This window comes from Bacillus mexicanus, from assembly GCF_050445615.1.
Classification (GTDB): Bacteria; Bacillota; Bacilli; order Bacillales; family Bacillaceae; genus Bacillus; species Bacillus mexicanus.
Genome location: NZ_JBCEYV010000001.1, coordinates 947,003 through 972,750 on the forward strand (window position 1 = coordinate 947,003; position 25,748 = coordinate 972,750).

25 protein-coding genes and 2 pseudogenes are annotated in these 25,748 nt (G+C 41.9%); 7 read left to right on the forward strand and 20 right to left on the reverse strand.

What is annotated here, in order from left to right:
• Nucleotides 1–256 precede the first annotated feature (256 nt).
• Nucleotides 257–490 (forward strand): hypothetical protein, encoded by a 234-nt coding sequence (locus AAGG74_RS05060; protein ID WP_225494024.1) that lies wholly within the window; start codon nt 257–259, stop codon nt 488–490.
• 236 nt (nt 491–726) lie between these two features.
• Here the strand turns inward: AAGG74_RS05060 and glnA are convergent, their stop codons facing one another.
• The 5 genes from glnA to spoVK form a co-directional block, all read right to left on the reverse strand.
• Nucleotides 727–2,061 carry a type I glutamate--ammonia ligase gene (gene glnA, locus AAGG74_RS05065; RefSeq protein WP_162101711.1) on the reverse strand — a complete coding sequence of 445 codons (1,335 nt, stop codon included), beginning with the start codon at nt 2,059–2,061 and terminating at the stop codon, nt 727–729.
• Nucleotides 2,062–2,119: 58 nt separating this feature from the next.
• Entirely contained in the window at nt 2,120–2,527 is a 408-nt protein-coding gene (glnR, locus tag AAGG74_RS05070; RefSeq protein ID WP_429674713.1) for a transcriptional repressor GlnR, read from the reverse strand.
• Nucleotides 2,528–2,636: 109 nt separating this feature from the next.
• Nucleotides 2,637–3,902 (reverse strand): methionine gamma-lyase family protein, encoded by a 1,266-nt coding sequence (locus AAGG74_RS05075; RefSeq protein ID WP_429674714.1) that lies wholly within the window; start codon nt 3,900–3,902, stop codon nt 2,637–2,639.
• A 17-nt stretch (nt 3,903–3,919) separates the two neighbouring features.
• Nucleotides 3,920–5,182: a GTPase HflX gene (hflX, locus tag AAGG74_RS05080; protein WP_429674716.1), complete on the reverse strand. Its 1,263-nt coding sequence runs from the start codon at nt 5,180–5,182 to the stop codon at nt 3,920–3,922.
• A 131-nt stretch (nt 5,183–5,313) separates the two neighbouring features.
• Nucleotides 5,314–6,282 (reverse strand): stage V sporulation protein K, encoded by a 969-nt coding sequence (gene spoVK, locus AAGG74_RS05085; protein ID WP_162101707.1) that lies wholly within the window; start codon nt 6,280–6,282, stop codon nt 5,314–5,316.
• A 669-nt stretch (nt 6,283–6,951) separates the two neighbouring features.
• Here spoVK and AAGG74_RS05090 point away from each other — a divergent pair.
• Nucleotides 6,952–7,666: pseudogene (locus AAGG74_RS05090) on the forward strand (N-acetylmuramoyl-L-alanine amidase); the annotation flags it as partial.
• Between the two features lie 67 nt (nt 7,667–7,733).
• On the opposite strand, the gene AAGG74_RS05095 reads toward AAGG74_RS05090, so the two are convergent.
• The 9 genes from AAGG74_RS05095 to AAGG74_RS05135 all read right to left on the reverse strand — a co-directional run bounded on the left by AAGG74_RS05095 (nt 7,734) and on the right by AAGG74_RS05135 (nt 14,594).
• On the reverse strand, nt 7,734–8,351 hold the full coding sequence (locus tag AAGG74_RS05095; protein WP_429674718.1) for a hypothetical protein: 618 nt from the start codon (nt 8,349–8,351) through the stop codon (nt 7,734–7,736).
• Nucleotides 8,352–8,400: 49 nt separating this feature from the next.
• Nucleotides 8,401–9,390 (reverse strand): class 1b ribonucleoside-diphosphate reductase subunit beta, encoded by a 990-nt coding sequence (gene nrdF / locus AAGG74_RS05100; RefSeq protein ID WP_162101704.1) that lies wholly within the window; start codon nt 9,388–9,390, stop codon nt 8,401–8,403.
• A 17-nt stretch (nt 9,391–9,407) separates the two neighbouring features.
• Complete coding sequence (nrdE, locus tag AAGG74_RS05105) at nt 9,408–11,510, reverse strand: class 1b ribonucleoside-diphosphate reductase subunit alpha (RefSeq protein ID WP_162101703.1); 2,103 nt, start codon at nt 11,508–11,510, stop codon at nt 9,408–9,410.
• Entirely contained in the window at nt 11,470–11,862 is a 393-nt protein-coding gene (gene nrdI / locus AAGG74_RS05110; protein WP_162101702.1) for a class Ib ribonucleoside-diphosphate reductase assembly flavoprotein NrdI, read from the reverse strand. Before nrdI ends, nrdE begins: the two co-directional genes overlap by 41 nt.
• A gap of 243 nt (nt 11,863–12,105) precedes the next feature.
• Nucleotides 12,106–12,336, reverse strand: coding sequence for a DUF936 domain-containing protein (locus tag AAGG74_RS05115; protein ID WP_162101701.1), 231 nt, complete (start codon nt 12,334–12,336; stop codon nt 12,106–12,108).
• Between the two features lie 81 nt (nt 12,337–12,417).
• Nucleotides 12,418–12,696 (reverse strand): YmzC family protein, encoded by a 279-nt coding sequence (locus tag AAGG74_RS05120; protein ID WP_225494026.1) that lies wholly within the window; start codon nt 12,694–12,696, stop codon nt 12,418–12,420.
• A 180-nt stretch (nt 12,697–12,876) separates the two neighbouring features.
• Nucleotides 12,877–13,098: an RNA chaperone Hfq gene (hfq, locus tag AAGG74_RS05125; RefSeq protein WP_162101699.1), complete on the reverse strand. Its 222-nt coding sequence runs from the start codon at nt 13,096–13,098 to the stop codon at nt 12,877–12,879.
• A 39-nt stretch (nt 13,099–13,137) separates the two neighbouring features.
• Nucleotides 13,138–14,082 carry a tRNA (adenosine(37)-N6)-dimethylallyltransferase MiaA gene (miaA, locus tag AAGG74_RS05130; RefSeq protein WP_162101698.1) on the reverse strand — a complete coding sequence of 315 codons (945 nt, stop codon included), beginning with the start codon at nt 14,080–14,082 and terminating at the stop codon, nt 13,138–13,140.
• Nucleotides 14,083–14,180: 98 nt separating this feature from the next.
• Entirely contained in the window at nt 14,181–14,594 is a 414-nt protein-coding gene (locus AAGG74_RS05135; protein WP_162101697.1) for a YmaF family protein, read from the reverse strand.
• 87 nt (nt 14,595–14,681) lie between these two features.
• Here AAGG74_RS05135 and AAGG74_RS05140 point away from each other — a divergent pair, with 87 nt between their 5' ends.
• The 3 genes and pseudogenes from AAGG74_RS05140 (at nt 14,682) to erbB (ending at nt 15,765) form a co-directional block, all read left to right on the forward strand.
• On the forward strand, nt 14,682–14,945 hold the full coding sequence (locus AAGG74_RS05140; RefSeq protein WP_429674719.1) for a hypothetical protein: 264 nt from the start codon (nt 14,682–14,684) through the stop codon (nt 14,943–14,945).
• Between the two features lie 134 nt (nt 14,946–15,079).
• Entirely contained in the window at nt 15,080–15,397 is a 318-nt protein-coding gene (gene erbA, locus AAGG74_RS05145) for an SMR family multidrug efflux transporter EbrA (protein WP_162101695.1), read from the forward strand.
• A gap of 13 nt (nt 15,398–15,410) precedes the next feature.
• Nucleotides 15,411–15,765 (forward strand): annotated as a pseudogene (erbB, locus tag AAGG74_RS05150) (SMR family multidrug efflux transporter EbrB).
• Nucleotides 15,766–15,777: 12 nt separating this feature from the next.
• Here erbB and AAGG74_RS05155 read toward each other — a convergent pair.
• Entirely contained in the window at nt 15,778–16,230 is a 453-nt protein-coding gene (locus tag AAGG74_RS05155) for an OsmC family protein (protein WP_429674720.1), read from the reverse strand.
• Nucleotides 16,231–16,304: 74 nt separating this feature from the next.
• Nucleotides 16,305–17,012, reverse strand: a complete 708-nt coding sequence (locus tag AAGG74_RS05160) for a poly-gamma-glutamate hydrolase family protein (RefSeq protein ID WP_162101692.1) — start codon at nt 17,010–17,012, stop codon at nt 16,305–16,307.
• 1,196 nt (nt 17,013–18,208) lie between these two features.
• Here AAGG74_RS05160 and ymzB point away from each other — a divergent pair.
• Nucleotides 18,209–18,565, forward strand: coding sequence for a protein YmzB (gene ymzB / locus AAGG74_RS05165; protein ID WP_162101691.1), 357 nt, complete (start codon nt 18,209–18,211; stop codon nt 18,563–18,565).
• A gap of 177 nt (nt 18,566–18,742) precedes the next feature.
• On the opposite strand, the gene AAGG74_RS05170 is transcribed toward ymzB, so the two are convergent.
• Nucleotides 18,743–19,336 carry a TetR/AcrR family transcriptional regulator gene (locus AAGG74_RS05170; RefSeq protein ID WP_429674721.1) on the reverse strand — a complete coding sequence of 198 codons (594 nt, stop codon included), beginning with the start codon at nt 19,334–19,336 and terminating at the stop codon, nt 18,743–18,745.
• A gap of 119 nt (nt 19,337–19,455) precedes the next feature.
• Between AAGG74_RS05170 and AAGG74_RS05175 the strand changes: the two genes are divergently transcribed.
• Nucleotides 19,456–20,013 carry a hypothetical protein gene (locus AAGG74_RS05175; protein WP_429674722.1) on the forward strand — a complete coding sequence of 186 codons (558 nt, stop codon included), beginning with the start codon at nt 19,456–19,458 and terminating at the stop codon, nt 20,011–20,013.
• A gap of 345 nt (nt 20,014–20,358) precedes the next feature.
• Here AAGG74_RS05175 and mutL read toward each other — a convergent pair whose 3' ends face one another.
• The 3 genes from mutL to cotE all read right to left on the reverse strand — a co-directional run bounded on the left by mutL (nt 20,359) and on the right by cotE (nt 25,513).
• A complete protein-coding gene (gene mutL, locus AAGG74_RS05180) occupies nt 20,359–22,245 on the reverse strand; it encodes a DNA mismatch repair endonuclease MutL (RefSeq protein ID WP_429674723.1) in 1,887 nt (628 codons plus the stop codon).
• Between the two features lie 15 nt (nt 22,246–22,260).
• Nucleotides 22,261–24,837 (reverse strand): DNA mismatch repair protein MutS, encoded by a 2,577-nt coding sequence (mutS, locus tag AAGG74_RS05185; protein ID WP_429674724.1) that lies wholly within the window; start codon nt 24,835–24,837, stop codon nt 22,261–22,263.
• A 130-nt stretch (nt 24,838–24,967) separates the two neighbouring features.
• Nucleotides 24,968–25,513 (reverse strand): outer spore coat protein CotE, encoded by a 546-nt coding sequence (cotE, locus tag AAGG74_RS05190; protein ID WP_003231833.1) that lies wholly within the window; start codon nt 25,511–25,513, stop codon nt 24,968–24,970.
• Between the last annotated feature and the right edge of the window lie 235 nt (nt 25,514–25,748).

Here is a 25,748-nt window from a genome sequence, read left to right on the forward strand (position 1 = left end):
TTAGATTTTTGGCTTTTTCTATAAATTCATTATAAAATCCATTTTATCCTACCTCATTATATATATAGATAGTCAGTTCATGCTTGTCTCAAGTCACGCAAAATGGTCATTGGAGTTTCCAAAGCCTTAATAATTTTTAGTATTTAATTGCTTTATCTTGTTCTGCAGAAAATAATGTTTGACATTTTTCTAATCCCCTTTTGCCTCACGTTTTCATACACACTAAATTGGGTAAAACTTTGCAGAGGTGATTTCTTTGATTCATGATCGTAAAGATACTCATTACGCTTCATTTCTTTTTTCAACCATCGTGATATTGCTGGCCGCCATCTTTCCTCAATACACGCCTTGGTTTGTAACAGCTTTCTTTCTAGGTTTTGCACTTATCTATACATTCCAAAAACATAAAACACGTTCGTCAAAAGCACTTTCTTATACATCGTATTTTTTGTTCATTGTTTCATTTACTTACTCTTTAGTTAATATGTAATCATAAGCCTCCCCGTTGTGGATTTTATCTTTACTCTTATTTCTCAGAGCTTTTAGGTCACCAAAAACAAAACTTGACCAAAGCCCGCTAAAGAATTATGTTCCGTCAATCGTAGAATTAGGTCTCCATTTCAAATTTGGTCATATTTTGGTCAAAGACCAAAAGTATTGTTCTCTTAATCTTTTGACCAAAATTTAAAAATCCCCTGACACCAATAGTGCCAAGGGATTGAAAGATTAATATTGAGACATATATTGTTCGCGCTCCCAAGGGTGAACTTGTGTCCGGAACATATCCCATTCGATTTCTTTTGCTTCGATGAAGTGTTCAAATAGGTGCTCGCCCATCGCTTTGACCATCACTTCGTTTGATTTGAATTCTTCTAGCGCTTCCGCAAGTGTTGCTGGGAGGTCAACGATTCCGTTCTCCATGCGCTCTTCTTTGTTCATCACATAGATGTTGCGGTCGATTGGAGCTGGCGCTTCCAGTTTGTTTTTGATTCCGTCTAAGCCTGCAGCAAGCAATACACTAAGTGCTAGGTATGGGTTAGCAGCTGGGTCTACGCTGCGTACTTCAACACGTGTGCTGATGCCGCGGGAAGCCGGGATACGGATAAGCGGACTTCTGTTTTGTGCGCTCCATGCTACGTAGCACGGCGCTTCATAGCCAGGAACCAGACGTTTGTAAGAGTTTACTGTCGGGTTTGTTACTGCTGTAAAGCTTGTTGCGTGCTTCACGATACCTGCAATGAAGTGTTTCGCTGTTTCACTTAACTCAAGATCTGCGTTTTCGTCATAGAATGAGTTAACGCCATTTGTGAAGAGTGATAGATTACAGTGCATACCGGAACCGTTCACACCGAACAGCGGTTTTGGCATAAATGTCGCATGCAAACCATGTTTGCGGGCAATTGTTTTGACAACTAGTTTAAAGGTTTGGATATCATCACAAGAGCGAACTGCACCAGCATACTTAAAGTCGATTTCGTGCTGACCAGGCGCTACTTCGTGGTGAGATGCTTCAATTTCAAAGCCCATCTCTTCAAGCTCAAGAACGATATCGCGGCGGCAATTTTCTCCCAAGTCGGTTGGAGCCAAGTCGAAATATCCGCCTTTGTCGTTTAATTCAAGCGTCGGCTCGCCTTTTTCGTCTAATTTGAACAAGAAGAATTCAGGCTCAGGTCCGAGATTGAAATCAGTAAAGCCGAGGTCTTCCATTTCTTTTAAAATCCGTTTTAAGTTGTTTCGCGGGTCACCTTCAAAAGGAGTGCCATCTGGATTGTAAATATCACAGATAAAACGTGCTACTTTACCTTTTTCAGCTGTCCATGGGAAGATAACAAATGTATTCAGATCTGGATACAGGTACATGTCTGATTCTTCGATACGAACGAATCCTTCAATAGAAGAGCCGTCAAACATGACTTTATTATCAAGCGCTTTTTCAAGCTGGCTTACAGGAATCTCAACATTTTTGATTGTCCCCAGAATGTCAGTAAATTGAAGACGGATGTACTTCACGTTTTCTTCTTCTACCAATTTTACGATATCTTCTCTAGTATACTTTGCCATTTCGTAAAACTCCTCCTCTTAAAAGGTAAATGTATATAGCAAAACAGTTGCTAACGGATTAATGAAAGAAACGGGACATGTCGCCTTGGCGGAATGTATTCCCTCGTTGAAAACGGCCGGCTTGCATGAGCTCGTTTTTCAGGAGCTTTCTCAGTTCGTCATCAGACAGATTATGTTTCATTGGTTTTTTCGTCTTCTCGTCTTGTTTTTGCTCCGGCTCGGCTTCCGCTTTCGCCAAAATCTGTTTAATTCCTGCCATGTTCACACCTTGTTCAATCAGATGCTTGATTTCTAACAGTTTATCTACATCATGGAATGAAAATAATCGTCTATTTCCTTCGCTTCTAGCTGGAAATATCAGTCCATTCTCCTCATAATATCGAATTTGTCTTGCTGATAACTCAGTTAACTGCATGACAATTCCTATTGGAAATAAAGGCATTGAGCGGCGAATATTATCACTCATCTCAATTTCCTCCTTTTCTTAACTTAGTTTCATTATAGGTCATGTTATATTTTGTGTCAATACGATGTAAGGATTCTTAACATCAAATTCAGTGAAATTTTTAAAAAATTTAAACTAATTGCTTTTCCATGAGTGAATCCACTGCACTGCATATCGCATTTTTTACGTGTGAATAGGTTAATCCTCCCTGAACATACGCTACATACGGCGGGCGGATAGGGCCATCCGCTGATAATTCGATGCTTGCTCCTTGGATAAATGTGCCCGCTGCCATAATGACATCGTCCTCGTACCCCGGCATGTAGGCCGGATAAGGCGTCACGTGGGCATTGATCGGCGATGCATATTGAATCGCCTGGCAAAAAGCAATCATCTTTTCTCTGTCAGAAAACTCAACGGATTGTATTAAATCTGTTCTTTTCACATCCCATTTGGGGTTTGAAGTAAAGCCTAGTTTTTCAAGGAACCTTGCAGTAAACACCGCTCCCTTTAAGCTTTGTGACACAACGTGCGGAGCCAAAAAGAAGCCTTGATACATCTCTTGGAGCGAGTAAAGAGATGCCCCCGCTTCTCTGCCGATGCCAGGTGACGTCATACGGTATGAGCATGCTTCAATCCATTTCTCTTTTCCGACGAGATAACCCCCTGTTTTCGCAAGACCGCCGCCGGGGTTTTTAATGAGAGATCCCGCCATCAGATCGGCGCCGACATGGCAAGGCTCAAGCTCTTCCACAAATTCTCCGTAACAGTTGTCCACAAAGACGATCAGATTTTCATTGATTTCTTTTACGAAACGGATCATTTCTTTTATTTCGCTAATTAAGAAAGATGGACGATTTGCATATCCTTTTGAGCGCTGAATGCCGATTACTTTCGTCTTCGGATTGATCGCAGCGGCGACTGCATCGTAGTCTATTTTTCCGTCTTCCGTCAGATCAACCGCATGATAGCCGATTTGAAAATCCTTTAGTGATCCAGCGTTTTCTCCGCCTCTGACACCTACAATTTCTTCTAACGTATCATATGGCTTGCCGGTTATATAAAGGAGCTCGTCCCCCGGTCTGAGAACACCGAACAAAGCAATCGAAATAGCATGCGTGCCTGAGATAATTTGCGGTCTTACAAGGCCCGCTTCTCCGCCAAACACATCTGCATAAATACTTTCTAGCGTGTCTCTTCCGATATCATCATAGCCGTATCCAGTAGATGGTGTAAAATGTGTGTCGCTTACTTTATGTTTTCTATAGCTTTGAAGCACTCTCCATTCATTGCGCTCGCTGATTTCTTCTATTTGTTTATGAACACCCGCAATATCCGCTTCCACTTCCATTGACGTTTTTTTTAATAAATTTCCGTGTGTTAATGTATCAAACATATTTTTGAGTTTCCTTCCTACATATACTTCTTTAATTCGCCGATAATACTTTGCTCCTCTTGTACATAGCCCGATATATCGTACCGTTCATTTTCTTCATTAAAATAGAAGCGGTCAACCATCGTTTCCGATTTGATTCTCGCAAGGAGTTTTCCTTCACTTGCCGGCACATGCGCTTCAAAAGACGTTAACAGCTCTTGGCGCAAATAGCGCTGAATCGCTCCTTTAAAGAGATCAGCGTCATCCTCACTTTTTGCACTGACCATAATATGATCCCTTCCGGCTGACGGTATAAAATCAGGCAGCTTTTGATCACGTTTATTGTAAGCTGTCAGGATCGGGATGTCATCGGCTTCTAGCTCCTCAAGCAAGCTTAGCACCGTTTTTTCGTGTCCGACGTAATCCTCATTTGAGGAATCGATCAAATGCAGGATCAAATCCGCTTCTTTTACTTCCTCAAGTGTTGACCGGAACGCAGCAATCAGTGTCGTCGGAAGATCCTGAATAAATCCTACTGTATCTGACAGAAGCACGCTGTAGCCGCTTGGCAGGACCATTTTTCTCGTCATCGGATCCAGTGTAGCAAACAGAAGGTCTTCTTCATAGCTGTCAGCACTTGTCAGACGATTGAACCAGGTTGATTTCCCTGCGTTTGTATAGCCCACAAGCGCAATTTGAAGCACGCCGTTTTTCTTTCTTCTTTCACGGTATCGGCTTCTATGGCGAATAACAGTTGAAAGCTGGGTATTGATTTCATGAATGCGGTTTCTGATATGGCGGCGGTCAGTTTCCAGTTTGGTTTCCCCGGGACCTCTCGCCCCAATTCCTCCGCCTTGCCGGGAGAGATTGATCCCTTGTCCCGTCAGACGCGGAAGTGCATATTGCAGCTGAGCCAGCTCAATCTGAAGTTTGCCTTCTCGCGTTCTTGCCCGCTTCGCGAAAATATCTAATATCAATTGCGTGCGGTCAATCATTTTCACTTCAATCGCTGTTGCCAATGACTTTAGCTGACTTGGCGACAGCTCATCGTTAAAGATAAGGAGATCAGCTTCAAGCTCTTCCACCAATGCCTTCAGCTCTTCTACCTTTCCTTTCCCTATATATGTAGCCGCGTCAGCCCTGTTTCGTTTTTGTGTGACGCTGGTCAATACTTTTCCGTCTGCAGTTTTTGTAAGAGATGCTAGCTCTTCCATGGAATTCTCAAAATGCTCATCTGTGATATGCGGCAGCTGACATCCGACTAAAATCGCTTTTTCCTGAATAGTTTCTTGTTCGTTCAAATGGATGTTCCTTTCTTTTGCATATTGGGCAGTAGTATTATCATACCAAACCCTGCATGTGTATACCACACATCGATTGCTTTGAAAAGCAGGAAATACTAGAAAAACAGACCTCCCAACAAAAGAGAGGTCTATATAGCGCCAGATGCCTCCTCTTGAATAGAAAGATCTTGGCTTTTAATCGTCATCAAGTCGCTTTTTAAGTATTGATCACCCATTAAAAGCCTCATGGCTTGCGCTCTGATCGATTTTTCGATCACATTTCTGACAAAACGGCCATTGCTGAATTTAATAGGGCTTGTCGTGCTTTTCACTGTCATTAAGTAATCTTTCAATTTCCATTCCGCTTCTTGACTGAGCTGATATTCTCTTTCATCGATCATTCGTTTGGCAATCTCCATAAGCTGGGTCACAGAATAATCCGGAAAATCAATGGAGATGGGAAATCTTGATTGGAGGCCGGGGTTTAATGAGAGAAAATGATCCATTTCCCGAGAATATCCGGCAAGGATTAATATAAATTCATGCTGTTTGTCTTCCATATGCTTTACAAGTGTGTCGATTGCTTCTTTTCCAAAGTCTTTTTCGCCGCCTCTTGCCAGTGAATAAGCTTCGTCTATAAACAAAATGCCTCCTAATGACTTTTTGATTAAATCTCTCGTCTTTTGGGCGGTGTGGCCAATATATTCTCCGACCAGATCAGCCCGCTCCGCTTCTATTAAGTGGCCTTTTGATAAAACATTCATTTCAAAGAACAGCCTGCCAATCAGCCGTGCGACGGTCGTTTTGCCTGTTCCCGGGTTACCTTTGAACATCATGTGCAGCGCTTGCTTCCCCACCTTCAGGCCTTGCTCCGCACGTTTTTGGTTCACAAAAATCCAGGCATATATTTCCTTGATATTGCGTTTCATTTCCTCCATCCCAACCAGTATGCTCATCTCTTTTTCGATTTCCTTCAAAATACCATGCTTCGCCTCATTTTTTTGCAATGCGGCTTGATATTCCGCCTCTGCTTCCGCATTCGTCAGCACTTGCTTTTGCCCGTTAAGAATAATGTTGATCTGTCCGTTATTTTTATATGTTACAGCGCGCTCCAACATTTTCACCTCTCTGTTCTCTCTATAAGATATTCAAGCGGATGCCGTTTGTGACAAACGCCTATCATTTGTCGAAGCAATTGCTTTTTTCGGGAATAATAAGGAATCCTGCGCTTTCCCGAGAAATACTTTATTTCTTATTGTATTCACGGACATCGGGTGGACAAACCAAGAGATTTTGTTTTTATTAATTTTGTAAGGAAGACAGGAGCTACGGAGATGTTAATATGCTTTTGACATATCAACATCCTACTCACGATTTCTATCATTCCTTGACAGTCAAAACAGCTCTGCTATCGAGACCTCACCCCAAGCGATACCCTTTGTTCATACCGTAGCCTGTTTTGCACGATGCTTTCAGTTTTAAACAGAAAGCAAACCAAAATACGCCCTTCTTTATTTTTTCTTCTATTAACAAAGAGGTGTCTTCACAAGGTTCATTTACGTTCCACGCGCTGACATAAAACCGAAAAGCGGATGAATAAAGATGAACCTGTCATACTCACAAACAAATGACCTATTCCTATAAAATGAAATGAAATGTCGCTACATGTTGAATTGTGCGCTTTCCCGAGAAATAATTTCCGCATATAAAAGGGTTATTTCCTCATGAATGATAATCGTACAAGCAGGCGCTGTGTCTTTTCATATTCTGTAATGAGGTGATAAAGAATGGTTAAGATTTTTATTGATCCTGGCCATGGCGGGTCTGATCCAGGCGCAATAGGAAATGGCCTTCAAGAAAAAACGTTAACCCTGCAAATCGCTTTCGCATTACGGACAATATTGTTAAATGAGTATACAAACATATCGTTGATGCTGAGCCGGACAAGCGACCGATATGTCAGCTTAAGTGCTCGGACAAACGCTGCAAATATATGGAGAGCAGATTTCTTTTTATCTATTCATGTTAACTCTGGAGGCGGTACAGGTTTTGAAAGCTACATTTATCCAAATGTGGGATCACCGACAACGACTTTTCAATCGACAATTCACTCTAATGTGATACGGGCTGTCAACTTAACCGACCGCGGCAGAAAAAGAGCCAACTTGCATGTTCTTAGGGAATCAGCAATGCCTGCGCTATTGACTGAAAATGGATTCATTGATAACTTCACGGATGCAAATAAACTGAAAATGAGCCGTTTTATTCAAAGCTTAGCGAGAGGCCATGCAAATGGGCTTGAGCGAGCCTTTAATCTTAAAAAAGCATTTAGATCTAGTTTCGCAATTAACGAATGGGGGCTCACTCGCGGGCAGAACAAAAGCTAAAGGCTTTTGATATGATTGTCCTTTTAATTGGCGCATTTTCATCCAAAACAATGCAGACACTTTTGCTGCCAAAGCCAGAAATACAGCCTTTAACGTTATTGCCGCTCTAGAATCATCATCAAGACGCGGACAAGCGTCTTATAAAAAAACCGGCTCCTCATTACGAGAAACCGGTTTTTTTATTAGAGAATATCTACAACAAATTGTGACCATGTTTCCAGACGGTTATAGATGTCGTCCCGTTTTAATTCAGAGACTTTCATCCATTTTCCCGCAATTTGCTCTTTCTCTTTGACTTCCACTTGTGAACCAGACTTTAATTGAAGCGCAGACAGAATACCGATATGCACTTTGCCGACACTGTTCCCATCATCATTGATGAGCCCCAGAGTGACAATCGCCTGTTTATCCTCTTCGTTGATTTGCAGTTCTTCGTCAAGCTCACGGTCTGTGTTCAGCTTTAAGACTTCAGCAAATGAGGCTGTCCCTTTAATCGAATTCATATGACCTCCAAAACCGAGAGAAAGCTTGTTATGAAGACGTGCTTCTCCTCCGCCGGCCAGCCGCTCATAAAGGAATACTTCATCTTCGCGCTTAATGATGACATAAGGAATCGGCTGCTTGAAATGCGGATCTTCTTCCGCATCTCCCCTTCTCATTACACGATAGCCAGCTTCGATCTGAGCCATGATTTCTGCTACTCTGCTGTCTTCACTGTTCACTCCCTGGAAGGTTAAGCTTTCTTTCTTAAACACATCATCGCGCGGGGCGACCAAAATCATTTCGTCCATTTTTCCCATGGTTGCTGCGTCCTCCTCATCTGAATCTCCAAGCCGAAAAGAGCAGATATTAAATCTGCTCTTTTTCATCTTCAAAATAAAAGTCATCGTCTTTAAGCGGCTCTACTGTCGCCTTTTTGTAGCCGTTCCCCTTCATAGAGAAGAAGTCATGTGATTTTGTTTTTGTATTTAATCCATTTAAAACGATTGGATTAATTTCTTCCTCTTCAAAGTATGGATCAAATCCTAGGTTCATCAACGCTTTATTGGCATTATAGCGAATGAATTTCTTTACATCGTGTGAGAGCCCGACTTGATCATACAAGTCTTCTGTATACTCAAGCTCATTTTCATATAATTCATTCAGAAGATCGATCGCAAATTCGCGAAGCTCCGCTTTTTTCTCATCTGTCTGCTTATTATAGATTTCCTGAGCAAGCAGCCCTACATAAACGCCGTGAATCGCTTCATCACGAAGAATCAGGTTGATGATTTCACCGCTTTGCATCAACTTCCCTTGGCCATAGAAGTATAACGGATAATAGAAACCGCTGTAGAAGAGGAAGCTTTCCAGATAGACGGAAGCGACCATCGCTTTGAATAGTGAAATCTCGTCATCTTTTTGAATAGCTTGGTAAAAGCCGACGATGACTTGCGCTTTTTTCTGCAAATATTTATTTTGTTTCACCCATTCAAAGACTTCATTAATCGTTTCAGTCGGCGCCAGAGTCATGAAAATATTAGAGTATGACTTCGCATGGACAGCGTTCTCCATCATCGCCATAAAGTTCAGCACCGCTTTCCGCTGGTGGCCGTCTACGTGTTCAGCCACGATCGGCATTCCCGTATTCCCCTGCTCTGTATCAAGAAGAGTAAGCCCGGCGAGTACCTTCATATAAGTGTCCTGTTCATTTTTCCCAAGATACTTCCATGTGAGGAGATCGCCGTTTAAAGCAATCTCTTCCGGAAGCCAGAACTGTTTCACGTTTTGGTTATAGAACATTTGGGTAAAATCGTCTTCATGCTTTGACCAGTTTGCTGCATCATAAATTTTTGTCACTATAAACTCTCCTTTAATCAAACAACACAAGAAAGGCAGCTGTCTTGCCCAGTATCTTTTGTTCTCGCATAGTAAATGGTTTTAATTCCTCTGTGATGTGCATACAGATCGATTCGGTTTAAATCACGAGTCGTCATTGTATCTTTTAAGAACAATGTGAAGCTGATTCCCTGATCAATGTGCTGCTGGATAGTCGCGATCATATCTACAACCTTGAACATGTCCATATCGTAGGCTTCTTTATAGAAGAACCAGTTATTAGATGCAAGCCCAGGCATTGGGTAGTACGTTTTTGAGTTGCCGTATGTTCTTTCTTCAATCCGTTCCATAATCGGCATGACAGATGCTGTGCTTGATTGAACATATGAAATAGAGCCTGTCGGCGCAATGCATAATCTGTAGCTGTGATACATGCCGTGTTCAGCAACAAATGCTTTTAGCTTTTCCCAGTCCTCTTTGGTCGGGATATGCATACCTTCAAACAGGTTCGCGATTTTTTCATATTTCGGTGAGAAATCAGTTGAAACGTATTTGTCGAAGTATTCACCTGTCGCATAAGTTGATCCTTCATATTGATCAAACGTTTCGCCTTTTTCTTTTGCGATTTCCGCAGAACGCTGGATGGAGTAGAAATTCACCATCATAAAGAACGTGTTTGCAAAGTCGCGAGCTTCCGGGCTTTCATACGCAATGCCGTTTTGCGCCAGGTAGCCGTGAAGGTTCATAGCGCCGAGACCGATTGATTTCATCGCTTTGTTTGCTCGTCTAACAGCAGGCGCATTGCGAATATCAGTCGTTTCAGACACGTGTGTTAAAGAGTCTGTTGCGAGCTTAACTGTCTTTTCGATTGATTTCTGCTCCATGACATTGAGAATGTTAAGCGAGCCCAGATTACAGGAAATATCCAAACCGATTTCATCTTCATCATCGTAGTCTGTGTATGCAGAAACCTGAGAAGCCTGTAGCACTTCAGAGCAGAGGTTAGAAAATTTCACCTTCGAAATATGGTTATTCGCATGCACTTTATTCACATTATCTTGGAACATGATGTATGGATAGCCTGATTCAGAACGGAGCATCGCCAGTTTTTCAAGCAATTTCCGCGGATTGATTTTTTCTTTTTTCACCCGAGGATTGTCGACAAACTTGTCGTACATTTCGTTCATGTCCATTTCATCCATGTGCTGGCCGTACTCTTTATAAATCGTGTGCGGATAAAATACGTAAGCCGCTTTGTCCTCACGTGCAAGCTCAACGAACTTATCCGGAATAACAACCCCGATTGAAAGCGTTTTGACACGTACATCTTCATCCGCTGAAATCTTTTTCGTATCAAGAAAATCATTGATATCGCGGTGGAAAATGTTTAAGTACGCCGCACCGGATCCTTGTCTTTGGCCCATTTGGTCAGCATAACGGAACGCATTATCGAGAAGCTTCATAACGCCTACAACGCCTTTTGTGGCATTTTCAACATCTTTGATAGCTTCACCTTTCGCACGAAGCTTGGACAGGTTAAGAGAAACCCCGCCGCCCAGTTTAGAAAGCTGCATGGAAATATCGATCGCCCGTGAAATGTCGTTTAATGAATCATTAACTTCAAGCAAGAAGCAGCTCACCAGTTCACCGCGGCGTTTTCTGCCGGCATTTAAAAATGTCGGTGTGCTCGGCTGATATTCCTGGTTGATCATCAAGTTCACATATTCTTTTGCTTTCTCAGTGTCGCCGTTTGCGAAGAATAGGGCAACAATGGAGATTCTGTCCTCATAACGCTCAAGGATTTTTGTCTTGTCATTCGTCTTCAAAGCATAGTCATTATAAAATTTAAACGCACTCATGAAGGAAGGAAAACGGAACTTCTTAGCGTAAGCTGTCTTAAATACTTCTTTAATATCTTCAAAAGAATAAAGGCTTAAGAATTCCTCTTCATAGTATTGGTTTTCAATCAAATAATCCAGCTTCTCTTTTAAATCGTGAAAGAAAACCGTGTTTTGATTGATATAGTCTACAAAATAGCTATGTACAGCTTCCTTATCCTTATCAAACTGGAATTTTCCATCTTTTTGGATCATGATTTCGTTATTTAACTGGATCCATTTTGGCACTTGATTTTGTGACAACTCTTTCTACCTCCTGAGTAAACAATTCAACGTCTTTAGATGTGCCGCTGAGTTCAAATTTGTGCAAGATCGGCACCTGATATTGTCTTGAAATGGTATCGGCGCTTTTTGCAAAGTAATCGCCCCATACTTTATTGCCGCTCGCAGCGACTCCTAACAAAAGGTGGGCGTATTTTTCGAGAAAGGTTTGTGTTGATGCCGGTACCTGACCGAAGTTTGTCGTGTAGGTGACCAAAACAAACGGAGTGTCTAGGTGGTCAATATCATCCACCTTGCGTATCTGCTGAAAGCCTATTTTATTCACAAACCGCTGGACATTCCCTGTCTTCGAATCAAATATGATTTGTACCACGTTTTATCACGACCTATCAAAAAATATGAATCTCTCATTATTAACACTATATATAGTATACTACCCTCTAGCAAAAACACAATATATAGATTTGTTTTTATGAAAAATTCATATTTTGATCATATCAAGCCAATAGGCACCCTCATTAGGGCCCAAAAAAGAGAGCAGAACGAGAATCATCTCTCGTCCTACTCGGAGTGTCGTGTTTAAGCCGATGTATATCATAACATGAAAAAAAACTGCTTAGTAGTCTAGATTTTTTTTTCTTAAACGATCACAGCGATTTTCACTCTCAACTGTTTCTTCTATTTCAACATCCGCCCCGATCTCTTCTAAAACCGCCTTTAAGGCGCTGATAATGGAGGCTTCTCTGATTAATTCTTTTCCATTCACAATAATACTTGTTCCGTATTCATAGCAAGAATCATCTTCGCAAGTTTCTTCCCAATGATTCACAATCACTTTATGCTTCATTTTTTCACCCTCTGTTTGATCTGTGTCTATATTTAGTTTAGCGGGTAGCATCCGCTTTGTAAATTCGGACGCTTGTGAATTTTATTCAAGCTCCATATCCAGATCCGTATATTCTTTTTTCAGCTTTACCTCATTGCGGGACTCATGATACTCATAAATTTTGATATAGCCGTCCTCCACAACCCCAAAATGATTATGTTCCAGCGGAAACGTGGTTGGCCGAGGCTCTTCATAACCTGAATTACCGCTATCTGTTTCAATAATAGTATCTTGATTCCCGCACGCACCGAACAGTAAAAAAACAGCTATCCACACAAGGGCTATTCTAATTCGCCTCAGTTCTGCTTCACTTTCAAACAAGGTCGCTTCACTCCCACAATCGGATTTTTATATGATATTCGATTCAGTCTTACATATGTTTGCCGCATAAAAAAAGACCGTGCCTCAGCATGGTCACTTTTCAAAAAACGGGTTCGATCTAAAAATGGCTGCCGAGGTCCCCCGACAGCCTCTCCATGCCTTGGCATGGAACTTTTTGGTCTATTCAAGTTCAAGCTGAACGTTCTTTTGCGGCGCAAACGTCGAGATCGCATGTTTATATATAAGCTGCTGCTTCCCTTCCGTTTCCAGCAATACGGTAAAATTATCAAAGCCTTTCACCTGACCGCGCAGCTGAAAGCCATTCAGCAAAAAAACAGTGACATACGTATTTTCTTTTCGGATTTGATTCAAAAACTGATCCTGAATATTAATCGGTTTCATGTTTCGTCCTCCTTGTTTCTCTATATCATACAGTTTCGATTAAAGTTCGAGGTTTCCTGCTATATGTGTGAAAATTTCCTTTTTTTTCAGCTCCATATCAACGGGCGGTGTCATATCAAACCAATCAACCTGCATTTTATTGCGGAACCATGTCAGCTGGCGTTTCGCATATCGTCTTGAGTTCTGCTTTAGCTGATCGACGGCATCAGAAAGCGTCACAAAACCGTCAAAGTATGCATAGAGCTCCTTATACCCGATCGCCTGTATTGACTGACAGTCTCTCACGTTCTGATCATAGAGGCGTTTCACTTCTGAAAGAAGACCTTCCTCCATCATCATGTCGACACGCTTATTAATCCTTGTGTAAAGCGTGTCTCTATCCATTGTCAGCCCGATTAACACTGCGTTATAGAGAAGTTCTCGCTTTTGCTCCTTCAAATGCTGAGACATTGTTTTTCCAGACGTATGTAAAATTTCCAGCGCACGAATGACTCTTCTTATATTATTGGGATGTATCGCAGCTGCCGCCTCGGGATCTGCTGCGGCAAGCTTGGCATGAAGGAATTCAGCGCCTTCCCGCTCCGCAGCCATTTGCATACTTTCTCGAAACGCAGGATCGTTCGCCTCTTCTGTAAATGTATAATCGTAAAGCACAGATTGTATATAGAGACCCGTGCCGCCGACAATCATCGGGAGCTTTCCTTTTTTGGCGATCTCGCTGATTTTATTTCTCACTAAACTTTGATAATCGGCAGTGGAGAAGGAATCTTTAGGATCTAAAATGTCAATCAGATGATGGGGTATTCCTTCCATCTCCTGTTCAGTGATTTTAGCTGTTCCAATGTCCATCCCTTTATATACCTGCATCGAATCTCCGCTAATAATTTCCGCGTTCAAGGATTTAGCCAGCTGAATACTTAAATTTGTTTTCCCCACTGCCGTCGGTCCGACTAAAATGACAACGGGCTGCTTCGTATTATTCAATATGTATCACTCTCTTTTAAAAATCTCCCCCCATTATAGCATTCATCATGGTCAACCACCTATCCATTTTGCCCTTTTTTTACACCGGTAAACATCTTCTACCACCCGAGCGGCTCATTGCCGACAATTTCTCTCGTCTTTCCTATCAAGACATGCTGATGTGTTTGTTTTTCATCATCTTTCGGATCATACACCACACCTCCGAACTGGATCTCAATCGGTTCATTATAGGCCAGGTATGTCGTTTCTTCGATTTCATGATAGTGGGTGCCGTCTGCTAAGGGAATCGCAGGCCCAGAGATTCCATAATACCGGTGAAAATGACCATTTTCAAAAGACGTAATTCCTGCAAAATAATGTGTATGCTTATCTGTATTTGATCCATTAGCAGGCTGAGTGAACCCTTCAATGCAATGACGATGCCCGTGTTCTCTCGTTGTTTTGATATGATAAGCATGTGCGTGAGGCGGTGATTTTGACCAGTCAGACTGATACAGGCCCAATGTGTCCACACCCTTCTTTCCTCGATTCGCCCAATCAAATTCGGGCAGCCTGAATACACTGCATCATCAACACTTTATTACAGGAGGAAAGAAAACATGAATGAGTTAGAGAATTTTAATCCTGAAGATACAAGAATTTTCGGAAGACCTTTTGGGTTTGGAAGACCTTTTGGATTTGGGAGACCTTTCGGATTTGGAAGACCTGGGTTTGGTTATGGTTTTGGCCGCCCATTCGGATTTTACGGAGGACCGTTTATCGGCGGCCTTGCGGGCGGGCTTTTAGGAAGCGCCCTATTTAACCCTTATATGTATGGCGGATATGGATATTACCCCTATGCTCCGTTTCCGTATTACTATTAAGTGCAAAAGACCTCTTCAAAAGGGGTCTTTTTTAAGTGTGTGAAAATGAATCTCTTGACTCATACATATACATACACTAATATTTTTCTAGCTGAAGTTCTTTTCTAAAAAAAATACAGTGAGGAGAATTTGTGATGTTGCTAGGATATATATTCCTCACGATTGCCATATGTTCAGAAACGTTAGGAGCAGCCATGCTAAAAATGTCTGACGGTTTCAAAAAGTGGAAGCCAGGCGCTTTAGTCGTGATTGGCTATTCCCTCTCCTTTTATATGCTATCGCTAACCTTAAAGTATATCCCCCTCAGCCTCTCGTACGCGACCTGGAGCGGTGTGGGTACAGTGCTGGCAGCAGTGATCGGTGTGAAGTGGTTTAAGGAAGAACTGAATGCCAAAGGGCTTATCGGGATTCTTTTATTATTATCAGGGGTCGTATTACTTAACTGGCAGTAAAGGAGTGAAGATGATGAAAGGATTGTTTTATTTGGCGCTCGCCATTGGATCGGAAGTTTTCGGGAGTACGATGCTGAAGCTTTCAGAAGGATTTACACAAGCTTGGCCCATCGCCGGCGTCATTGCCGGATTTCTTTCTGCTTTTACTTTTCTAAGCCTGGCCTTAAAAACAATTAACTTATCAAGCGCATATGCGACATGGTCGGGTATTGGAACGGCACTTACAGCCATTGTCGGGTTTTTGCTTTTTGGCGAAACCATCAGGTTAAAGGAAGCATCCGGTCTCGCGCTTATCATTGCAGGTGTGATCGTGTTAAATCTGTCGAAAGCCCGCACAAAAAGATCAAAAACAGACGGTCTGTGAGTAACCGTCTGTTTTATTATTCGCCAGCACGTTTTACGGAAGCTTCAAGCTGCAGGTCGACATTTCCTTGAATGGCACGTGAAATCATGCATGACGACTCCGCTTTTTCACAAAGCTTGTGCGCCAATGCGACATCTTCTTGTGAGGCATCGTATTTGAGCACGACGGAAGGACGGTGAATGATCTTTTTGTATGTAAAAACTCCTTTTGTGACGTCAACAATACCTTCCGACTCCATTTGCAGGTTTTTCTTTTCCAGCCCGCTTCTTTCCATCATTGCAGCAAGTGTAATAATGTAACAGGTCGCCGCCGCCCCGAGAAGCATTTCATCTGGGTTGGTCCCCTCTCCCGGTCCATCCATTTCTTTAGGGATGGAAATGGATGTGGCTAAGTTTCCGCTTTCGATCGTACCGACGTCATTGCGGTTGCCCGGCCAGTCCGCTTTTAAATAAAAATGATGATCTGCCATCGTATGTCTTGCCTCCTTTTATAATCCTATTTCAGTCTACTGGTCTCCACTTATTTTGTCTTCTGATCTGCTTGTTACGAATACTCTCTTTCAAGGACAGTTTTGATTGCACGCACATAATCATAAAATTCCCTATTTTTTGTGTATTTCCTATTTTTATAATAAAAATCATCAAAAAACGCTTCTCTCTGCTCACGACTGATCTCCAGCTGGATACTTAGCCCTGTTTCTCCTTTATTGTTAATATTGCCGGCACTCAATCCAGCAAGACCGCTTTGGGATGGTGCTAGTTCAGCAGAAAATCCTCTTCTCTCAAGGGCTCGCACGATCATTTTAGCCCGCTTTCGATCTGTGCCTCCAACAAGTGTATTCTTGTTCTCTCCTTTATAACCATGAAACGCCACAACGTATTGATGCTCTTTGATTTTCTTTTCAGCCAAGGGTTCATCAAAGTTAGTGCTTGTAATGTGCAGCGTTTGATTATCATCTGACTTCAGCCCTTCAAACAGGTATGTGGAGTATTCATGATTGAAAAACCGCACAAGCTCGCTTACTCCTCCTTCAATTCTTCCGCCATGAGGAGACATAATTAAAACTTTGCTTCCTTTTTTCTCATTATAAGAAATATCATAATCGGCTGAGCTTTCATTTTCTTCCAATCTGCTAAAATTTGCATATGTATCTGGTTGATTAGTTGGTTCAGGCTCTAGTGAGTAATGAGCATATCTCAAAAATAAGACAATGACTAAGACAAATATAACATTTAGTAAAAATCTTCTCATTTGTAACTCCTTTCATAAGAATGGCACGATTATTGATATGAGATCTAGTCAATAGGTTTTATCTTACCATTGTATACACGATATCATCAGTGAAAATGTTCCCGGTTTCAAAAAATCAATTGATGGTCACGATTAATAGCAGTTCGTTTTATACAAGAGTGAAAAAAGATTGAGAAGAAAGAGAAGAAAAGGTAGTATTATCCTGAATTGGAAATTAAGTATAAAGAGGTATAAGGAGAAGGTTATGAGTAGCTGTTCGACTACTGAGACGAACAGCCTGGTAACGGTTTATTGGCTCTCACAAAGTCGCAGGAAAGGATCGAAACCAACAAAAGGTTTTGATCTGTTATTTCGAAAAACATAAGTTTTGATTTGCGTTTTCCTTTTTTGTCTTACATCTCTTTTATTATTCATTCTGCCTTTCTTCACTATATAGTGCTGATTGGTATTTGGCTTTCCGCGGACCGATGCAAGAAAAATCCCTACAACCGCTCTCTCCTTGCCTGTTTGATATGACCACATCGCAACAGAAATTAGATTCTTATTCGATCATCAATGATTCTCTCACACTCTGAATCTTTCATACCCGATTTGAAGATGCTTAAAACAACTCTTAACCGTCTATTTATAAAAGACAAATAAACTTACATACCTGCTGTCTGTTCATAGAGTATACAGAGAAGCAATAAAACATAAGAAAATAACATAGGCGGGTACTCTGATCATTAGCTAGATTGGCCGTAAGGATAGGCATCTTGCAGCTAGCTTTACAAACCCTTCAAATAACCTTTTGGGTTTTTCAAAACCAAGCTGTGAGACTGGTTTTCAAAAGGCGAAGGACACTTTCAAAACACTTAAAGAGGAAGAAGAACATCTTTACAGCATCAAAACTGAACCAGAGTTTTCGATTCACCTTTGATCTGGCAAAAGGGCTTTAAGGATTCATTGACTGGGGATCACATTACTGCGGGAGCCGATCGGAATCGATCCAGCCACCGAAGTTGCAGAAATAGCAGCCAGAGTAAAACCCAATTCAATCGTATTTCTACTGCTTTTAAGAAAATACCGACGAAGCCGTTATATCAAGTCGTTAAAACCGCAAATTGTTTCATACATAGAGAATGAGCCAGCTCTTTTCTGTGTAAAAGATGAGGCAATTGGGAATAGTATCGTGTAGAGTAAAAGGAGGAATAGTGATGGCACATACGAATACACAACTTTCTCAATGGCTGGAATCAAAAGTCGGCCAGACGCTTGATATTAGAAAAGGTGAATTGACCCATGATGAAGAAATTTCAGATTTGGATCAGATTATTCTCCACCTTCAAAAAGTGGGCATACGCAGCACAAATCACCCTGATGATTATGTTGCAAAAGAAGAACTCGTTCTAGAAGGCGAAGGAACAACTTACACGGAGGAAGGCGATGTACCGCTTCCGCAAAACGCCTATGAAATTCCTTTATTAGGCGATATTCATATTCACCAAGAAAACGAAGGATTGAAGGTTGTAACTGATCGCGCAGTATATACAATTGATATCCAGGACAGCTGACAGACACCTTTCTCAGAATCATACAGCTGAGCGCCTTTGAGCTTTCATTCAAAGGCGCTTTTCTTTAAATGGATCTTTTTCAAAACTAACACGCGGAGTACATCGTTTATGCATTTTATACTTCGTCATGATCCGTTTCTTTTTACAGCACTATTCATATTCCCTCCCTCTCGTCTCTTATGCTTCTTCCACGCAAATTGATTCAACATGCTGCATAATGACACGTGTGACCCTGTCTGTATTCACTCGAACAGGATCAAGCATCGCATGCAATGCCAAACCGTCAATAAGCGCGTATAGTCTTTCAGCTTCAATGTCTTTATCAGCATTCCGCTTAAGTAAATCGGTTTCATCTAAATAGGCAATCAGATTCCGCACACCGCTGTAAATCCCGTCATGATTCGCATCAAACATATTCTTTTTAGTTCTGGCGTAAACCGTAAAAGCAAACCACACCTCCATCTCTCTACTTGATTCTTCATTTGTGGGGACAATTTCAAGCAAAATATGTAACACTTTTTCCTTAGGGGGCAAATCCTTCATAGCAATATCCTTAATTCGGGCCATTACCTTTTCTTGAACGAGCCTCATGGCAAAAACAAGCAGTTCATCCTGAGTAGAAAAATAATGGCGCAGCGCACCTAATGACAGTCCCGCTTCCTTTGCAATGTTTCTCGCTGAGGCTCCCTCCATCCCCCGTTCTAAAATCACACGCCACGTCGCTTCTGCAATTTGTCTTCTTCTTTTTTCATGATCAATTTGTTTTGGCATAGCCTTATTGTAGCAAGAATAAAATAAGAGGGCAATTTTATAATACAGTTGTGTTGCAAAAATAAAGATGATAACATATGATTTAAATAATACAACTGTATTGAAAAGAGGGGAATGGATTGAACGGTATCGCATGGATGATTGTCTTCTGTGAAATTGCGTTTTGGGTTGTGATTGTTTTAGGGCTGGCTGTACGTTACCTATTCAAACAGCGTACATTAGGACTGCTGTTTCTTGCCTTAACTCCTGTTATCGATTTGATTTTATTGGCGGCAACCGGTGCGGATCTTTATCGCGGAGCTTCAGCGACTGCTGCACACGGGATCGCAGCAGTTTACATCGGAATATCGATCGCCTATGGGAAACAAATGATTCAATGGGCGGATGAAAGATTTCAATATTACGTGACAAAACAAGGGTGCAAACCGCTGAAACGCTATGGAATGGATCACGCCAAACACTATCTAAAAAGCTGGATAAAGCACGTACGGGCTTACCTTATTGGCGGAGGGCTATTAGCAGGGATGATCTATTTCATCAATGATCCTGCTCGTACCGTGGCATTGAGCGGCATTCTTAAAATGTGGACAGTCATCCTAGGCATTGATTTCCTCTTTACCGCCAGCTATTTTATTTGGCCGAAAAAAGAAAAAGCGTCAAAGACTCTCAAAAGGTAACATAACAAAAATAAAAGTCCTTTCCGCTGGAAAAGGGCTTTTTGTCATTTATAAACCAGAACGTAAAATGGCGGTAATGATTTCAAAGCACAAATACGAAGCAGCAATCATTACTTTTCTTAGCGTTAAAGGTGAGCAGTAAAACTCCGAGGAGGATTCCTCCTCTCTCATGAAAAAGCAGGGCTGATCTTAAGTAATGATGTAAGCGAACGAGTTTGTTATCATACAGTCAATATATAAACAATATAAAAAAGCATTGATCTATTCTTTGAATAAATCAATGCTTGAAAAATGTATGGGCAAAATATATGGGCAAAGGGTATATTCCCCTTCGCCAAACCCCCGCTACATCACGCGTTTGAACATCTTTTCCATCTCATATGTCGAATGGTGAATGATAATCGGACGGCCGTGCGGGCATGTAAACGGGTCTGATGTGCTTCGAAGGTCGTCCAGAAGCGCTTTGATTTCGTCATTTCTGAGGTGGCGGTTTGCTTTGATGGAGCCCTTGCAGCTCATCATAATCGCTGCTTCCTCGCGCAGTTTTTTTATATCAATATGTTTGGAATCATCAAGGACCTGCTGAATGATTTCTTCTATCAGCTCAGCTTCTTCTCCCTTTGGAAACCAGGCCGGATGGCAGCGGACGATGTAGCTGTTAGAGCCGAATGATTCTAAAAAGACACCGACGCTTTCAAGCTCTTGTTTGTGCTGTTCGATAATCAGTGCCTCGTTCATAGAGTAGTGGAACGTCAGCGGCACGATCATATCCTGCACCTCAGACTCAACCTCTCCCACCTTTTCGCGGAAATATTCATATTTAATACGTTCTTGCGCAGCGTGCTGGTCAATAATATATAAGCCGTTTTCGTTTTGTGCCAATATATAAGTCCCATGCATCTGGCCGATCGGATACATAATTGGAACCCGCTCCGACGTTGGCTGCGGCTGCTCCTCTTGGTATTCAGTCTCAAAGGCTTCAGGCTGTTCTTCTGAATCATCAGGTGCTTGAATACTTTGTTCATGATCAGCGATAGGAGGCGCATCAAATTGAAGAGGCGGCAATTCTTCCTCCACATCAACCGGCTCTTTCACGACTGAGCTGAGCTTCATTGGCGAATAAGATGGAGCAGGTGCCTGTTCGGGAACCTTTCTTTCCGCAGGCTTTTCATCAAAAGTGATGAACTGCTGCTCATTTTTAATAGCAGATGCTGATTTTTTCGGGAGCTGTGCACTCGGAATCAGCCGCTGCTGTTTAAATACACCTTTTATACCGTCACGAATTAAATCGTGAAGCTCTGTTTCCTTGCTGAGACGGACCTCAAGCTTTGATGGGTGCACATTGACATCCACTAAAATCGGATCCATCGAAATTTCTATAAAAGTAATTGGGTGGCGTCCAATCGGCAGAAGCGTATGGTATCCTTCATGCACTGCTTTCACGAGCGGAAAATTTTTAATGTAACGCCCATTGATCACAGACGACATATAGTTTCTTGATGCCCTTGTAATCTCTGGAAGGGCGATATATCCCTTGACTTCAAAATCCAAAGAGTTCACATGCAGCGGAAGCATTTTTTTTGCGACTGCTGTGCCATAAATCGCTGCTAAGACCTGGCGCACATCACCGTTTCCATTCGTTTGAAGCAGGTTTTTCCCATGGTGACGCAGGCGGATTGATACCTCCGGATGCGCCAGCGCAATACGGTTGACGACATCGGTGATATTCCCAAGCTCTGTATGAACAGTTTTCATATATTTCAAGCGGGCCGGTGTGTTAAAAAACAAGCTGGAAACCACAATTTCAGTTCCCTTCCTGCTGGAAGAACGCGATTCAGAAATTACGTTTCCCCCTTGGAGCACGAGCTTCGTTCCCGCTCCTTCACCAGTGCTTGTCGTAATCTCCAGATGAGAAACTGACGCGATACTCGGCAGTGCTTCTCCTCTGAAGCCAAGTGTTCTTACTCTGAATAAATCATTTTCATCTTTTATTTTACTCGTTGCGTGGCGGTGAAAAGCACGCTTGCAATCTTCATTTTCCATTCCTTCGCCGTTATCCAGCACTCGAATGGATGCAAGACCTGCTTCTTCAATATCGATTTCAATGACTGTGCTGTCAGCGTCGATCGCATTTTCCACCAATTCCTTGACGACTGAGGCGGGCCGTTCCACAACCTCGCCCGCCGCTATTTTATTTGAAAGCTCATCTGACAGCTGGATGACTTTTGCCACATTCATCACCCCGTTTTAATGTAATTTCTTTTGCAGCTTGTACATTTCATTCATCGCTTCAAGCGGTGTCATATCCAGTATATTAAGTGATTTGAAGGCATCGAGCACTTGTTTTTCTTTTTTTGCAAGCTTCGGCGCTTCAGCCGGCTTTTCCGCTGCATCAAAAAAAGATAGCTGTGCAGGCTCTTCTTTCACCTGAGCTTCCTGCACAGGCACCTCAGGTTTGTTCCCTGAATGTTCAAGCTCTTTTAAAATATGTTGAGCGCGCGAAATAAGATCTTCTGGAAGCTCTGCAAGCTGGGCTACGTGGATACCATAACTTTTGTCAGCGGCACCTTCTTTTATTTGATGAAGAAAGACAACCGTACCGTTATATTCTTCAGCACGAACATGTACGTTTTTTAGCTGAGGCAGGTTATCCTCTAGAACAGTCAGCTCATGGTAGTGTGTGCTGAACAAAGTCTTAGCGCCGATATGATCATGAACATATTCGATAATTGCTTGTGCCAACGCCATGCCGTCATATGTGGACGTTCCCCGGCCGATTTCATCAAACAGAATAAGACTGTTTTTGGTCGCATTGACAATCGCATTTTTAGCCTCAAGCATCTCCACCATAAATGTACTTTGTCCGGAAATCAAATCATCTGCAGCACCGATTCGCGTGAAAATCTGATCGAAAATCGGAAGCACCGCTTTTTTTGCAGGTACAAAGCAGCCGATTTGCGCCATGATGGAAATGAGCGCAATTTGTCTCATATACGTGCTTTTACCAGACATGTTTGGACCAGTAATGAGAAGCATTTGTCTGTTATCGCCCATCATACAATTGTTCGGAACATATTCCTGGCTGTCCATCACTTTTTCTACAACCGGGTGTCTGCCTTCAATCACTTCGACTTCATCTGTAGAAAACTCCGGTTTGGTATAGTGACGATTTTCACTGATCGTTGCAAAACATTGCAGTGCATCAAGCTCGCTCATTTGTTTGCCAAGCTGCTGCAGGCGCGGAATATACATCTTCACTTTCTCACGAAGCTTGGTGAATAGTTCATATTCCAGCTCGCAGATGTTGTTTTCCGCTTCTAAAATGAGCGCTTCTTTTTCTTTTAACTCAGGTGTAATGTAGCGTTCTGCATTCGTTAACGTCTGCTTTCGCTCATAACGCCCTTCCTCAAGCAAATGTACATTCGCTCTTGTCACTTCAATATAATAACCGAAAACTTTATTAAAGCCGACCTTTAAGGAACGAATGCCCGTATATTCTCGTTCCTGCTGTTCCAGCCGTGCAATCCAGTCTTTTCCGTTTCTGCTTGCATCACGATATTCATCCAGCTTTTGATTGTATCCGTCTTTAATCAGGTTCCCTTCTTTTAACGATAAAGGAGGGTTTGCGTACAGTGCTTCTTCCAGCAATTCAAGCACATCTCCGCAAGGGTCAATCCGCTCCGCGCGTTCCTTGGCCTTGTCATGATGCAGTGAAGCAACCAGCTGTTTAATGCCAGGCACTTGCTTTAATGATTCCTTCAGCTGAATTAAATCCCGTGCATTCACATTTCCAAATGCGACGCGGCCGGCAAGGCGTTCTAAGTCATAAACTTCTTTTAATCGTTCACGCAGATCTTCTCGTTCGAAGAAATGGGACATCAATGTTGCTACCATTTCCTGACGCTCTTCAATTTGATTGACTCTAATAAGCGGACGGTCAATCCACTGTTTAAGCAGCCGGCCTCCCATGGCAGTTTTTGTTTCATCCAGCAGCCATAAAAGAGAACCTTTTTTACTTTTCGAGCGAATCGTTTCAGTCAGCTCTAAATTTCTTTTGGAGTACAAATCAATTTTCATCGCTTCCTCGAGCTCATACACCTGTACAGGCTGAAGATGATCAAGACTGCGTTTTTGGGTTTTTTTCAGATACGTATATAAACGCAAAAACGTTTTTGTGATCTCTTTATTATTTAAGTGCTCAATGATCGTTATGTGCTCATCTGTTTGACCATCTTCAATTGAGATTGTTGCACCGCAACGCTCTTTCAGCTGTGTAACGGTATCGGCATCGAGGCTTCCTGAAACAACAATTTCCCGTGCGCCGACAGAATAAATTTCTGATATGACATCTTCAAGCCGTTCAATCAAGACAGCTAAATTTTCTCCCGTTGTTAAATCAGACAGCGCCAGCCCGTATCCGTTAGAACAGGTGGAAACTGATGCGATAAAGTTGTTTTCTGATTCATGGATGCCTTTGCCGTCCATTACAGTTCCGGGTGTAATAAGCTGAACCACTTCACGTTTCACAACACCCTTTGCAGCTTTCGGGTCTTCGGTCTGTTCACAGATCGCCACTTTATACCCTTTTTTAATCAGCTGCTCAATGTACGCGGAAGCAGAATGATACGGCACCCCGCACATCGGTATTTTTTCAGCTGCACCGCCGTCTCTGCTTGTTAATGTAATTTCCAGCTCCTGTGACGCTTTTTTGGCATCATCAAAAAACATTTCGTAAAAATCACCTAGGCGAAAAAATAAAAAGGCATCCTGATGCTCTGCCTTTATTTTTAAATATTGCTGTATCATAGGCGTATAACCTGCCATTGTTTAATCCCTCACTATGTATCAACGTTTCTATTTTCTAACCTTATTATAACATAAACGAAAAGTGATAAAAGAATGATATATCAACATAAAAAAGAGACTTGGGGTATTGTCTCCCCTAGTCCCTTTTTTATTCTTCGGGATCTCCCACTAAAAATTCCGGGTTGATGTCTTCCAGCTCTTCGTCCAGCTCATCTTCCCAATCCTCTTCGTCATCCTCTTCCCAGTCAGGATTGACCTCAACAACTACCTTTGTTTCTCCTACCACTTCCGCCAAAAATTCTCTTTCTGCCTGCACAACAATTTTATTTCCATTCGGTGAAATGGTCACTTCAAGACAGTTAGGCTGCTGAAGGACTTTGGCAATCACTTCGTGCTCATCATCTAAGTAATTATTGTCTCTGTATCTGAGTTTAATGACATCCACGTATTTCACCCGTTCTGTGACAACCTCTGTTTTTGTGTTGTCAGCGTAAGAGTACCATACGTTTATATCATAATACCCTTCAATTTCTACTGTCTTCCCGATTTTTTCAGCGTCATATTTGTGGTTAATAATCCAACCACCCAAAATGCTGCTCGGTTTTTTTTCAGGAGAGATCGTGTTGGTGCATTGGGTGAATTTTCTGCCTTTCGCTACTACCGCCTTCGTAATAATTTCCCTGTATTCAGACATTCCGGCATGCCTCCTTGTTCTTCTTCGTGTTATCTTATGCTGGGCATTTGTCTAGTGTGCATTTTTATAAATAAAATATAAAAATACCAAGTTTCTGTTTCATTGTATGCACTGGTGCCTAGAAACTTTACTTTTAAGTGCGATAAAGTTTCTTAGCGGCTAAACACAAAAAACATAATGAATATTTAGTACATAGATCATTTAGTTCGTTTTATAGCTGAGTGAATATAAAAAA